Genomic DNA, 13,203 nt, shown 5'->3' with positions numbered 1-13,203 from the left:
GAGCCGCCGGAGAGGTAGTCGTACGCGGTGCGGTGCGAGTTCCCGCCCGCCACCCGTCGCGGCTGAACCGCAAGGCCCCGGCCGACAGGCCGTACGCCGTGTTCCCGCCGCCGATCGCCCGTATGTGGCGACCGTCACGGTGATCCACCGCCTGGAGGAACCGCGGTGAGCGGCCGCCGCGGGTCGCCGGGGCCGGGCTCGGGGTCGATACTGAAGATTGCGGTGCGTGGAGGCGACATGCGTGAACCGGAGCATCGTGGCCCGAGGTCGGCCTCGGTGCCCGTGACCGAAACGGCAGCGGTCGTACTGGACGACGCGGGCGTGGTCGTCGCCCGATCCGAGTGGGCCGCGAAGCTGCTGGACTGCCCGCCCGGCCAGACCTGTGCCCCGCTGCTGGGGATGCTGCCGAGCGCCGGGGCGGAGGCGGGACCGGCCCGGCGCCTGGTGACCCTTCCCGCCGGCGAGCACGTGGGCACGAAGGTGCCCCTGGTCTGCACGGTCGTCCGGCTCGCGGCCCGCGCTCCGGGTGATCGCGACGCCGAAGCCCAGTGGCTCGTCCTGGTCACCCCGGCGGAGACCGTCGTGGAGGCGGTCGAGCCCGAGTCGGAGCGACGGCGCAGGAGGCTGACCCACACCGCCGCCGAAAGCATCGGGTCCTCCCTGGACGTCACGGACATGGCCCAGGTCCTGGTCAACCTGCTCGTCCCCGACTTCGCGGACCTGGCCACCGTGGACCTCGCCGAGGCGGTGCTGGTCGGCGACGAACCGCTGCGGCTCGACACCAGCGGTGAGGTCCGCCTGCGCCGGACCGCCGCCGCCCAGAGCCCGGGGGTCTCAGCCGAAGACCTCCTGCCGGTCGGCGAGGCGCTCCCTCCCGTACCGGACACCGACGTGATGCGCCCGCTCATGGCGGGACGGCCCGTGCTCGTGTCCGACGTCGACGTCCTGCGCGCCGCGCTCGGGGTGGACACCGACACCCTGCGCCTGTTCGTCCCCAGCGGGGCACACTCCACCGTCGCGGTGCCCCTGTACGCACGCGGTCTGATCCTCGGCTGCGTCACGGTCTGGCGCAGCCAGCTGCCGTCCGCCTTCGGCGAGGAGGACGCCGCCCTCCTCCAGGACGTCGCCTCCAGGGCCGCACTCGGCGTGGACAACGCGCGCCGCTACACGAAGGAACACCGGTCGGTGGTGGCCCTGCAGCGAAGCCTGCTGCCGCAGTCCGTCCTGAACACGGCGGCCGCGGACACCTCGGGGATCTACCAGCCGGCGGGCGGCGGCGCCGGCGTCGGCGGGGACTGGTTCGACGTCATCCCCCTGCCCTCGCTGCGCGTGGCGTTCGTCGTCGGGGACGTCGTCGGCCACGGACTGGAGGCCACCGCGGCCATGGCCCGGCTGCGGACCGCCGTGCAGACCCTGGCCGACCTCGACCTGGATCCCGGCGAGTTGCTCACGCACCTGGACGACCTGGTGCTCGGCTTCTCCAGCGAGCAGATGACCGGCGGATCCCGCACCGAACCCGCGGTGCTTGGAGCGACGTGCCTGTACGCCGTCTACGACCCGGTGACGAGCCGGTGCGCGGTCGCCACCGCCGGACATCCGCCGCCGGCCGTGCTGCCCCCGGGGGAGGAGCCGCACTTCCTCGGCATGGTGCCGGGACCGCCGCTCGGCGTCGGCGGAATGCCCTTCGAGGTCACGGAGTTCGGCGTACGGCCCGAGAGCACACTGGCGTTCTTCACGGACGGACTCGTGGCGCGTCGCGGCGACGACATCGAGGAGGGCATGGAGAGACTGCGCACCTCGCTCGTCGGCGCCGGATCGGGCCGGCCGCTGGGCGAGGTCAGCCAGAGCGTGTTCGACAAGGTGCTGCCCCGGGAGCCCGCCGACGACGTCGCCCTGCTGCTCGCCCGCACCCACGCCCTCCCGCCGGACCGGGTCGCCGAGTGGGAGTTCGAAGCCGACCTGTCCCTCGTCGCGCACGCCCGCGAACTGGTGGTGGGCCGGCTGTCCGGCTGGGAGCTGGACGAACTGAGCTTCGTGGCCGAGCTCGTCGTCAGCGAGCTCGTCACGAACGCGATCCGCTACGCGGGCGGCCCGGTCGGGCTCCGGCTGATCCGCGACCGGGTACTCGTCTGCGAGGTGTCCGACCCCAGCAGCACACAGCCGCGCCTGCGCCGTGCACGGGAGACCGACGAGGGCGGCCGCGGCCTGTTCCTCGTCGCCCAGCTCACCGACCGCTGGGGCTGCCGGTTCACCGGCACCGGGAAGACGATCTGGACGGAACAGCCCATCGCCGGGCCCCTCGGTACGGCGTGAGCCGTGAAACGGCCCTGGTCCCCAAGGAGAACGGCCGCGGCAACGCCCGGCCCGCACCGGGCGTGACGGGCCCGTCACGCCGCGCGTCTCACGGAAACCTGCACATCGTGTTCGCGAGCGCTTCCGCCGACCTCCTCCGCTCCACGGTGTGAGGGATGTGCCCCTGTTGATTGGTGGGAGTTCGCCCCGATTGGTTCTGTGTCAGCAGGGGGCGGCCCATATCTGTTACTCGATCCTGTGAAGAAGCCGTCACCATTCGGTGAATCAAGCTGCACGTCCGTCGACAGTGGTGATCATCGGCCCGTGACGGGGGGTCAACGGGATTGGCTGGGTGGCCCGTTCGCGTGCTTTCATCTGCGCATTGCGGCAGCCGGGAAAGGCGGTCGAGTTTCGCTCGCCCAGCCGCCGCAGCTGTGAATTCCTCCCCCCAATGAAAGGTGCGCGTCATGCGTAACGACATCGAGACCCGTGAGATCGCCGACACCGAGCTGGACGCCGTCTCCGGCGGCATCATCAGCGTCTCCGGCGGCCTGGCCGGCGCCGTGACCAGCGATGTCAGCGGCGTCGTGGGCGTCGTGGGCTCGCTCCACACCGTCCAGGCGGCGACGGGCATCGTGTCCCACGTCCCCGGTCTCGTCACGGGCCTCACCGGCGTTTCGGTGAACGCCGGGCGCGCCGGTCTCTGATCCGGATATCCCCGTGAACCCCGGAGCGCCCCCCACGGCTCCGGGGCTCACGGCTGCCCGCGTACCCGAACGATGCGAATGCAGTGGAAGGAATGGTCCGTGCAGTTTCGCCAAAAGGCTCTTTCCAAGCTGCAATCGCCCGAAGAACTTGATTTGCCCGTCCGGTTCGCGCGCCCGCAGGGACGGCTCGTGCTGGCCGTCACGGTCGTCGTCATGGCCGCCGCCGGCTTCTGGGCCTTCACCGGCACCGTCTCCTCCAAGCTGAGCGCGCCCGGCATCCTCACCCGGGCCGAGGGCAGTTACGTACTGCAGACCCCGATCGCGGGACAGGTCACCGCAGTCCTCGCCGAGGAGGGCCAGCTACTGGACGCCGGCGCGCCCCTGCTCAACGTCCGTACGGAGCAGGGGGAGCGCCCCGTGCGCGTGGTGACCGGCGGCCGGCTGACGGCCCTGGTGGCCAAGGTCGGCTCGGTCGTCGCCACGGGTGCGGACGTGGCGAGCGTGGAACGCGTGAAGAATCCGGAGGACCCGCTGGTGGCCGTTCTGTACGTGCCGGGCGGCAACGGCTCGGCGATCCCCGTGGGCGCCGCCGTCGACCTGAGCGTCCAGTCCGTCCCGCGGCAGCAGTTCGGCACGTTGCGCGGCCGCGTCGAGGCGGTCGGCCGCGCACCCCAGACCCAGGCGCAGATCGGCGGCTTCCTCGGCGACAGCGCGCTCGCCGAACAGTTCGCCGGCCACGGCAACCCGGTCGCCGTGCTCGTACGGCTCGAACGCTCGCCCTCCACCAGGTCCGGCTACCGGTGGTCCTCCCCGGGCGGGCCCCCGTACGCCCTCGACTCCCGGACGCCGCTCACCGGGGCCGTCCACCTCGCCGCCCGCCGCCCCGTCGACTGGCTGCTGCCATGACCGCACCGCAGACCGGAGCACCGCCGCAGCTGCCTCCCGCCGGGCGCCGGCGCCACCGCCCCGAGTCCAGGGGCGGCACCCGCCGCAGGACCGCCCCCGCGGCCCCCATGGGCAGGACACCCCGCCCCGTACGCACCCCCACCGTGCTGCAGATGGAGGCGGTGGAGTGCGGCGCCGCCGCCCTGGCCATGGTGCTCGGCCACTACGGCCGCTTCGTCCCCCTCGAAGAGCTGCGCATCGCCTGCGGCGTCTCCCGCGACGGCTCCCGCGCCAGCAACCTCCTCAAGGCCGCCCGCGGGTACGGGCTGACGGCCAAGGGCATGCAGATGGACCTGGCCGCGCTCGCCGAGGTGCGCGCCCCGGCCGTCCTGTTCTGGGAGTTCAACCACTACGTCGTCTACGACGGCACGGGCCGCCGGCTCGGCCGCCGGGGCGTGTACGTCAACGACCCCGCCAAGGGACGCCGGTTCGTCCCCATGGACGAGTTCGACACCAGCTTCACCGGTGTCGTCCTCACCTTCGAGCCCGGCGAGGGCTTCCGCCGCGGCGGCCGCAAGCCGGGCGTCCTCGGCGCCATGCCCGCCCGCCTGCGGGGCACTTCGGGCACCATGGCCGCCGCGGTGCTCTCCAGCCTGCTCCTGGTCGCCGTCGGGGCGTCGGTGCCGGCGCTGAGCCGTACGTACATCGACATGTTCCTCATCGGGGAGCAGAGCTCCCTGCTGGGGGTGCTGTTCGCCTCGATGGCCGTCGCCCTCGTCCTCACCGCGACGCTCACCGCGCTGCAACAGGCCAACCTGCTGCGCGGGCGCATCATCTCCTCCACCCTCGGCAGCGCCCGCTTCTTCCGGCACCTGCTCAGACTTCCGGTCGCCTTCTACTCCCAACGTAACCCGGCCGACCTGGTCCAGCGCCTGCAGTCCAACGACGCGGTCGCCGAGACCCTCGCCCGGGACCTGGCCGCCGCGGGCGTGGACGCCGTGGTGGTCGTGCTCTACGCGGTGCTGCTGTGGACGTACGATCCGCAGCTCACCCTCGTCGGCGTGGCCGTGGCACTGCTGAACGTCGCGGCGATGCGCGTGGTGATCCGGCTGAGGGCCACCGGCACCCAGAAGCTCCGCGCCGAGAGCGCCCGGCTGACCAACACCTCCTACAGCGGACTCCAGCTCATCGAGACGATGAAGGCGACGGGCGCCGAGAACGGCTTCTTCCGCCGCTGGGCCGGACAGCACGCCGTCACCCTCGACGTGCAGCAGCGGCTCGGCGTGCCCAGCGCGTGGCTGGCGATCGTCGCGCCCACGCTGGCGGCGTCCAACAGTGCGCTGATCCTGATGATCGGCGGCCTGCGGGCGGTCGAGGGACACCTCACCGTGGGCCTGCTCGTCGCCTTCCAGGCCCTGGTGACCAGCTTCACCGCGCCGATCTCCCGGCTGGGCGGCGTCGCCGGGCGGATCCAGGACTTCGCGGCCGACGTGGCCCGGCTCAAGGACGTGGAGAACTTCCCCGTCGCGCCGGTCCACGCGCGGCGCGAGCCCGCCGGCGGCACCCGCCGCCTCAAGGGCCATGTGGAACTGGACCACGTCACCTTCGGCTACAGCCCGCTGGACGCCCCGCTGCTCAAGGACTTCTCGCTCTCGGTCGGCCCCGGTCAGCAGGTCGCGCTGGTCGGCGGCTCCGGCAGCGGCAAGTCCACCGTCTCCCGGCTGATCTCCGGTCTCTACACCCCCTGGGAGGGGGCCGTCCGCATCGACGGCATGCGGCTGGCGGACATCCCGCGCGGCGCGCTGGCCGCTTCCGTGTCCTTCGTCGACCAGGACGTCTTCCTCTTCGAGGGCACCGTCCGCGACAACGTCACCCTGTGGGACCCCACCATCGGGGACGAGGCCGTCATCGCCGCCCTGGAGGACGCCGCCGTGTACGACGTGGTCGCCCGCCGCCCCGGCGGCATCCACAGCCGCGTCGAACAGGACGGCCGCAACTTCTCCGGCGGCCAGCGCCAACGGCTGGAGATCGCACGGGCGCTGGTGCGCCGGCCCAGCGTCATGGTGCTCGACGAGGTGACCAGCGCCCTGGACGCGGTGACCGAGCAGGTCATCATCGACAACCTGCGCCGCCGTGGCTGCGCCTGCGTGGTCATCGCGCACCGGCTGAGCACCGTGCGCGACAGCGACGAGATCCTCGTACTCGACCGGGGCACGGTCGTGGAACGCGGCCGGCACGAGCGGCTGCTCGCCGCCCAGGGCCCGTACGCCGCACTGGTCAAGGAGCACTGAGGTGACGTACGCACACCACGACACCGTGGGCTTCGCGGGCGCCGGGCAGTGGGGCGGGACCCCGGACCCGGTCGTCGCGGCCCTGGGCGGACTGGGCTCGCCCGTCGACTGCACCGGCCTGCGCAGCCTGGCCCTGGAGGGCCCGCTCGTCCTGTGGCTCGTCGTACAGGGCGAGCTGGACCTGTTCGCCGTCGACGCGGCGCAGGCCGGCCACTGGCACTTCCTGGGCCGGCTGGAGCCGGGCACGCTGCTGCTGGGCCCGGCCGACGGGCCCGACCACACCCTGGTCGGCCGCCCCCTGGAGGGGTGCCGGCTGCGCCGCATCGAACTGCGGGAGCTGTACCGCCCGGAGTACGGCGACCCGTTCCACGCGGACGGGACCCACGCCGGCCGGTTCCCCGGCGACGAGTTCCAGGCCGGCCGGTTCGACGGCGGGGCCTGGTACGCCGACCAGGTGCCGTACGGGGCCGCCGACGGAGGACGGCTGAGCCCGCTGGAGGACGCCTTCGCGCGCGGCATAGGCCGCGGCCTGCGCGTGCTCTACCAGGCCCCGCTCGACGGCAGCGCCACCCCCGGGCCCGGCGGGGCCGACGACGACATCCTGTGGATGCAGATCACCCCGGGCAGCGTCCAGTACGGGGCCGTGTACGAGGCGGAGGCGGTGGGCACCCTCCTCGTCGACGCGGCGATGTGGCAGGGCATGGTCGACCAGCAGCACCGGCTGCTGTACGCCCTCGACGGCTGGATCGAACAGCTCGAGCGCACGCACGAGGACCGCACGGCCGCCGGCATCGAGGCGGGCCGCGCCGCGCGCACCCAGGCGGACCGCACCCTGCTGGCGTCCATCGTGCGCTCCGGCCGGCACCCCCACCGGAGCGCGAGCGCCGACGCGACCTTCGCCGTCTGCCGCACGGTCGCCGCCGCGGCCCGCATCACCCTGTCCGAGCCGGGCGGGGCCGGCGCCGCGTCCGGACAGCTCGACCCCGTCGAACGCATCGCGCTCGCCTCGCGGATCCGCACCCGCGCGGTCAGGCTCAGCGGGCGCTGGTGGCGGGAGAACAGCGGTCCGCTGGTGGGCCGGCGGGAGAAGGACGGCGCACCCGTCGCACTCCTGTGGCGGCGGGGGCGCTACGAGGCGGTCGACCCCGCCACCGGTACGCGCGAGCGCGTCTCGAAGAGCAACGAGGCCGCCTTCGAACCGCACGCCGTCATGCTCTACCGCCCCCTGCCCGACGGGCCGGTGGGCCTGATGGCGCTGCTCCGCTTCAGTGTCCGCGGCACCTTCCCCGAGCTGCGCAGCCTCCTCCTGGGCGGGCTGGTCGCGGTGGTGCTCGGCGCCCTGGTGCCGATCGCCACCGGACAGGTCCTCGGCCGGTACGTCCCGCAGGCCGAGAACGGCCTCATCGTGCAGACCGGGCTGGCACTGATCGCGACCGCCATCGTCTCGGCGGTGTTCATGCTGCTGCAGAACACCTCTCTGCTGCGCATGGAGGGCCGCATCGAGGCCACCTTGCAGCCGGCCGTGTGGGACCGGCTGCTGCGGCTGCCGGCGACGTTCTTCGCCGGCCGCTCCACCGGCGAACTGGCCGGCGCCGCGATGGGCATCAGCGCGATGCGCCGGGTGCTGTCCGGCATCGGCCCGGTCTGCGTCCAGGCGGGCGCGGTCGGCACGATGAACCTCGTCCTGCTGCTCGTCTACAGCGTGCCGCTGGCGATGGCCGCGGTCGCCATGCTGGTCGTCATCGCGGGGGTGTTCCTCGGCCTGGGCCTGTGGCAGCTGCGCTACGAACGCCGGCTGGTCAAGCTCGGCCACCGGCTGAACAACCGAGCCTTCCAGACCCTGCGCGGGCTGCCCAAGCTGCGCGTCGCCGCGGCCGAGAGCTTCGCGTACGCCGCCTGGGCACGGGAGTTCGCCCGTACCCGCGACCTGCACCAGCGCACCGGCCGGATCCAGAACGTCACCACCGTCCTGGGGGCCGTCTACCTGCCCCTGTGCACGCTGGTGATGTTCGTGCTGCTCGCCGGACCGGCCCGCGGCGCCCTGTCCGCCGGCGAGTTCCTGACCTTCAGCACCGCGCTGACGATGCTCCTGTCGTCGGTCACGCAGCTGACGGGTGCGCTGATCTCGGCGGCCGCCGTCCTGCCGATGTTCGAGCAGATCCAGCCGGTCCTGCGGGAGATCCCCGAGGTGGGCGGCTCCAGTACCCCGCCGGGGGAGCTGACCGGGGCCATCGAGGCCAGGAACCTGTCGTACCGCTATGCGGACGACGGCCCGCTCGTGCTCGACGGCGTCGACTTCCGCATCCTTCCGGGGGAGTTCGTCGCGATCGTCGGCGCCAGTGGCTCGGGCAAGTCGACACTGCTGCGGCTGCTCATCGGCTTCGACAAGCCCCTGTCCGGCAGCGTGCTCTACGACGGGCAGGACCTGGCCGCGCTCGACCAGGCGGCCGTGCGCCGCCAGTGCGGTGTCGTCCTGCAGAACGCGCAGCCCTTCACCGGCTCGATCCTCGACTGCATCTGCGGCTCCGGGACGTTCTCGCCGGAGGAGGCGTGGGAGGCCGCCGCGAGGGCGGGCCTGGCGGAGGACATCAAGGCCATGCCGATGGGCATGCACACCATGCTGTCCGACGGCGGCGGCACCGTCTCGGGCGGCCAGCGGCAACGGCTGATGATCGCCCAGGCCCTCATCCGCAAGCCGCGCATCCTGTTCTTCGACGAGGCCACCAGCGCGCTCGACAACGAGGCCCAGCGCGTGGTCATCGAATCCACCCGGGCCCTGCGCGCCACGCGCGTCGTCATCGCCCACCGGCTCAGCACGATCATGGACGCCGACCGCGTGATCGCCATGAAGGACGGCCGCGTCGTCCAGCAGGGCCCACCGGCCGAACTGCTCGCCGACACGGCCGGCCTCTTCCACGACCTGGTCCGACGCCAACTGCGCTGACGGGCCGGGCGCGGAAAGTTGACATCCTCAACGGTCGAGAATTACGGTCGCGCCATTACTTGAGCAGCTAAACCATCTAACCCCTTAAGCATTATGGCCGGGGGCAGCACCAGCAGAGGAAGGGCCCGGACATGAACCCCGCCCAGCACGGAGCGGCCGTTGCGGCCGAGGCCGCCGCACTCGTCGCCGCGGTCAAGGCGGCCGACCTCTCCACCCCGGTGCCGACCTGCCCCGGCTGGACCCTCGAGGACCTCACTCGGCACGTCGGCAGCGTGCACCGCTGGTTCACCGAGCTGCTGCGCCGGCGGATCCAGCAGCCGCCGACCAGCCGCGAGGTGGACCTGCGGCTGCCGGAGCGGCCCGACGGCCTGCCCGACTGGCTGGCCGCGAGCGCGGCGGAGGCCGCCGAGGTGTTCGCCGTCACCGACCTGGACGCACCCATGTGGGCCTGGGGAGTCGACCAGCACGCCCGCTTCTGGGTCCGGCGCATGCTCTTCGAGACCCTCGTCCACCGGGTCGACGCCCACCTCGCGCTCGGCCTCCCGCCGCAGGTCGACCGCGCACTGGCGGTCGACGGCATCGACGAGTTCCTGACCAACCTGCCGTTCGCGTCCTCCTTCGCACCGCTGACCGCCCGACTGCGCGCCGCCGACCGGACCATTCGCTTCAGCTGCACGGACGGCGACGGCGACTGGCTGGTCGGCCTGCGCCCCGACGGCTTCGCCCTGGTGGCCGAAGGCGCGGAGCCCCAGGCGGCGGACGCCACGGTCCGGGGAACCGCCGCCGACCTCCTGCTCCTCCTCTACGGCCGCCTCGACCGCGGCTCCGAAGCCTTCCGACTCCTCGGCGACGAGGACCTCCTCACCCACTGGTTCACCCACTCGGCCTTCTGACCGCGAAGCGCGGGGCGCGAGGGCTCCCCGGGCGGACGTGCTGCCCACGGTGACCGCCCGTAGCCTGAAGAGGAGGCCGAATGTCCTGGCCGGCAGCCGTGGAGCGGTGGGAGGTTGCCCCATGAGCAGGCGCTGGGCCGCGCGACTGGCCTTGGTGGCGGGCGCAGCGGCCATCGCGGTGCTGGTGGTGTTCGCCGGGCTCGGCAGCCTCGTGCTCATGGGCGTGGGGTGGGCGGGGCTGGTGCTCACCGCGGCCGCCGGGTGGTGGCTCCTCACCCACACCGGCTGGATCCGGGCGCTGGCCGCACTGCTGGCCGTCGCCGCGCCCCTCGCAGTCCTGATCCTCTACACGGCTGCCGGGCTGCTTTGGGTCGTACTGGTCTCGCTCGCCCTGTGGGCACTGGCCGTTTCCGCGGGTAGGGCCGCGCTGGCCGACGACACCCCGCCCGGCATGCCGGAACGCTCCGCGGGGCGGGCCGAACGGCCGTTCCTGATCATGAACCCGCGCTCGGGCGGCGGCAAGGTCGAGAGGTTCCGCCTGGCGGAGCGCGCCCGGGCCCTGGGCGCCGACGTCGTCGTACTGGATCCGGCCCGGCGGCAGGACGTGACCGAGCTGGCGCGTGAGGCCGTACGGGCCGGCGCCGACCTGCTCGGCGTCGCGGGCGGCGACGGCACGCAGGCCCTGGTCGCCGGTGTGGCCGTGGAACACGACCTCCCGTTCGTGGTGATCAGCGCCGGCACCCGCAACCACTTCGCCATGGATCTCGGCCTGGACCGGCAGGACCCCTCCACGTGCCTGGACGCACTGACCGACGGCGTCGAACTGCGCATCGACGTGGGCTATCTCCACGCGGGAGATCCCGCGGACCGGAGCGCGGGACGCGTCTTCCTCAACAACGCCTCCTTCGGCGTGTACGCGGAAGTCGTGCAGAGTCCCGCCTACCGCGACGACAAGGCCCGCACCATCCTGGAAATGCTGCCGGACCTGCTGACCCACCACAGCGGCGCCCGGCTGACCGTGCGCGCCGGTTCGCTCACCAAGGACGCCCCCCAGGCCGTACTCGTGAGCAACAACCCCTACGAGAGGGGCGACTCAGCCGGACTGGGACGCCGCGGGCGGCTCGACTCCGGCGAGCTGGGGGTGCTGTGCGTCGGCGTCGCCAACGCCGCCGAAGCCACGGAACTCCTGCTGCGCGGCGGGCAGAGCCGCGGGCTGACCGAGGCCACCGCCCGAGAGGTCGTCGTCGACGCCGACGCTCCCGTCATCCCGGTCGGCGTCGACGGCGAGGCCCTGACGCTGGCCACTCCGGTGCGCTGCCGGCTCGAACCCGGCGCTCTGCGTGTGCGGGTGCCACGCCACCGGCCCGGTGTCACGCGCGCCGCGCCCCCGGTGGACTGGCGCCGCGTACGGCGGCTGGCGCTGACGATGGGGCGGACCGCGGCAGGACGCGAGGCCGCCTGACCAGCGGCCTTCCCGGCCACCACGGGGTGCTGATCGCTCCGAGTGCGTAGGTGTGTCCCACCGAGTAGCGTCGAGAGGGAACGTTCCGTCCATACCGCTGCGGCCGGGCCCGGTGGGGCCGCCGCCGATGTCGGCAGAGGAACGGGATCACATGCGGAAGCACAGCAGCCACGCGGCGACCGCCGCGGCCGCTCTGGTCTGCCTGGCGGCGTTCGGCCCCGCACAGACCGGGGCAGCGTCCCCCCTCGGCCAGTCCGCAGGCCGGTCCGGTACCGCGGCCCCGGCCCGGTTCGTGCCCGGTCCCTGTCCGAAGACGCCCGAGCCGATCGAAGCGCTCGCGAACGCCCGGTGCGGCGTCCTGGAGGTCCCCGAGGACCGCTCCCGCCCCGCCGGCCGGACCATCAAGCTGGCCGTCGCGGTCATCGCGGCCGTCAACCCGGCGAAGCCGGCGCAGGACCCCGTGGTGTTTATGGCGGGCGGCCCGGGCGCCGACACGTTCGACGACATCCCCTTCCTCGTCGACTCCGGCCTGAACAAGGACCGCGAGCTGATCGTCATGGCCCAGCGCGGCAACCTCTACGACCAGCCGAACCTCGCCTGCCCGGAGGTCGACCGGTTCAACGAGCAGGCGGTGGGCCTCGGCTACGACGCGGAGCAGGCCAAGCGGCTCATGCTGAAGGCGGTGACGGACTGCCGGGCCCGCCTGACGGCCGACGGCGTCGATCCGGGCGCCTACAACACCACGGAGAACGCCGCGGACTTCGCCGACCTGCGCAAGGCGCTGGGCATCCCCCGGTGGAACGTCTACGGGTACTCCTACGGCAGCAACCTGGCCCTCACGTACCTGCGCCTGCACCCCGAGGGAGTCCGCGCGCTGGCGATCGACTCCATCACCCCTCCCCAGGTCGTGACCCTGCCGTGGACATGGACCAGCACCGCCGAGGGGATCCACAACATCTTCGAGGCGTGCGCGGCGCAGCCCGCCTGCAAGGACCGCTACCCGGACCTTCCCGGCTTGCTGACGGAGCAGGTGCGCAAGCTGGAGGCCCACCCCCTGACGCTGAACGTCACGCCGCCGGACGGCGGAAAGCCGGTCAAGGTCGTCCTCGACGGGGGCGCGCTGCTGAACCTGATCGTCGCCTTCAACCCCCGGCCGAAGGACCTCCCGGCGGCCCTCGACGAACTCAGCCGCGGAAACCCGGAGCGCTTCGCGCAGGCCCGCGCGGCCGGTTCGGTCCAGAAGACCGGTGAGTTCGCGCACGGCCTGACGAACTCGGTGGTGTGCGGCGAGTGGGCGCCGGGGTACTCGGAGTCCGACGTGCTGAAGGCGGGGCGCAAGGCCTACCCCGCGTGGCCGGACACGGTCCTGGCGCAGGCACCGCAACTTCCCTTCCAGTACCCGGTGTGCGGGATCTGGAACGTTCCGGACCGCGCGGAGATCCAGCGGGTGGCCACGGTCAGCTCGGTGCCTGCGCTCGTCATCTCCGGCACGTTCGACGTGAAGACCGGGGCGAGTTGGGCGAAGGACGTGGCCCGCGACCTGTCCCGCTCGACCGCCATACAGGTCCCCGGGATCGGCCACTGGGTGGTCCCGCAGTCCCCTTGCGCGCAGCACGTGCTGGCCTCGTTCTTCGCCCGTCCGACCGCGCCCGACACGGCGTGCGTGGACGGCCTCGAGCCCGCACCGTTCACGATCATCCCGAAGTGACCGGGAGGCCTGATGACACGC

8 protein-coding genes are annotated in these 13,203 nt (G+C 72.9%); all 8 read left to right on the top strand.

Translation table 11 applies throughout. From position 1 onward, the window contains the following. Nucleotides 1–276 precede the first annotated feature (276 nt). The 8 genes from ACZ6JT_RS23160 to ACZ6JT_RS23125 all read left to right on the top strand — a co-directional run bounded on the left by ACZ6JT_RS23160 (nucleotide 277) and on the right by ACZ6JT_RS23125 (nucleotide 13,182). Nucleotides 277–2,313, top strand: a complete 2,037-nt coding sequence (locus ACZ6JT_RS23160) for an ATP-binding SpoIIE family protein phosphatase (protein ID WP_469212424.1) — start codon at nucleotides 277–279, stop codon at nucleotides 2,311–2,313. Nucleotides 2,314–2,759: 446 nt separating this feature from the next. After that, a complete protein-coding gene (locus tag ACZ6JT_RS23155) occupies nucleotides 2,760–2,999 on the top strand; it encodes a hypothetical protein (RefSeq protein ID WP_365481342.1) in 240 nt (79 codons plus the stop codon). A 99-nt stretch (nucleotides 3,000–3,098) separates the two neighbouring features. After that, a complete protein-coding gene (locus ACZ6JT_RS23150) occupies nucleotides 3,099–3,905 on the top strand; it encodes a hypothetical protein (protein WP_469212422.1) in 807 nt (268 codons plus the stop codon). Beyond that, on the top strand, nucleotides 3,902–6,175 hold the full coding sequence (locus tag ACZ6JT_RS23145) for an NHLP family bacteriocin export ABC transporter peptidase/permease/ATPase subunit (protein WP_469212420.1): 2,274 nt from the start codon (nucleotides 3,902–3,904) through the stop codon (nucleotides 6,173–6,175). The genes ACZ6JT_RS23150 and ACZ6JT_RS23145 overlap by 4 nt, the downstream gene beginning before the upstream one ends. Before the next feature lie 25 nt (nucleotides 6,176–6,200). Further along, on the top strand, nucleotides 6,201–9,119 hold the full coding sequence (locus ACZ6JT_RS23140; RefSeq protein ID WP_469212575.1) for an NHLP bacteriocin export ABC transporter permease/ATPase subunit: 2,919 nt from the start codon (nucleotides 6,201–6,203) through the stop codon (nucleotides 9,117–9,119). Nucleotides 9,120–9,250: 131 nt separating this feature from the next. Continuing rightward, nucleotides 9,251–10,012 (top strand): maleylpyruvate isomerase family mycothiol-dependent enzyme, encoded by a 762-nt coding sequence (locus ACZ6JT_RS23135; RefSeq protein WP_469212418.1) that lies wholly within the window; start codon nucleotides 9,251–9,253, stop codon nucleotides 10,010–10,012. Nucleotides 10,013–10,133: 121 nt separating this feature from the next. Then, nucleotides 10,134–11,474, top strand: a complete 1,341-nt coding sequence (locus ACZ6JT_RS23130; RefSeq protein ID WP_469212417.1) for a diacylglycerol/lipid kinase family protein — start codon at nucleotides 10,134–10,136, stop codon at nucleotides 11,472–11,474. 151 nt (nucleotides 11,475–11,625) lie between these two features. Further along, nucleotides 11,626–13,182, top strand: coding sequence for an alpha/beta fold hydrolase (locus ACZ6JT_RS23125; protein ID WP_469212416.1), 1,557 nt, complete (start codon nucleotides 11,626–11,628; stop codon nucleotides 13,180–13,182). Nucleotides 13,183–13,203 lie beyond the last annotated feature (21 nt).

It is taken from the genome of Streptomyces sp. NPDC046308, from assembly GCF_055588065.1.
This window is presented reverse-complemented; position numbering and strand designations above follow the sequence as displayed.

Bases quoted from the DNA above. Each gene is read 5' to 3' on its own strand.
- ACZ6JT_RS23155 (WP_365481342.1), top strand. From the start codon at position 2,760: ATGCGTAACGACATCGAGACCCGTGAGATCGCCGACACCGAGCTGGAC.
- ACZ6JT_RS23145 (WP_469212420.1), top strand. From the start codon at position 3,902: ATGACCGCACCGCAGACCGGAGCACCGCCGCAGCTGCCTCCCGCCGGG.
- ACZ6JT_RS23135 (WP_469212418.1), top strand. From the start codon at position 9,251: ATGAACCCCGCCCAGCACGGAGCGGCCGTTGCGGCCGAGGCCGCCGCA.
- ACZ6JT_RS23130 (WP_469212417.1), top strand. From the start codon at position 10,134: ATGAGCAGGCGCTGGGCCGCGCGACTGGCCTTGGTGGCGGGCGCAGCG.
- ACZ6JT_RS23125 (WP_469212416.1), top strand. From the start codon at position 11,626: ATGCGGAAGCACAGCAGCCACGCGGCGACCGCCGCGGCCGCTCTGGTC.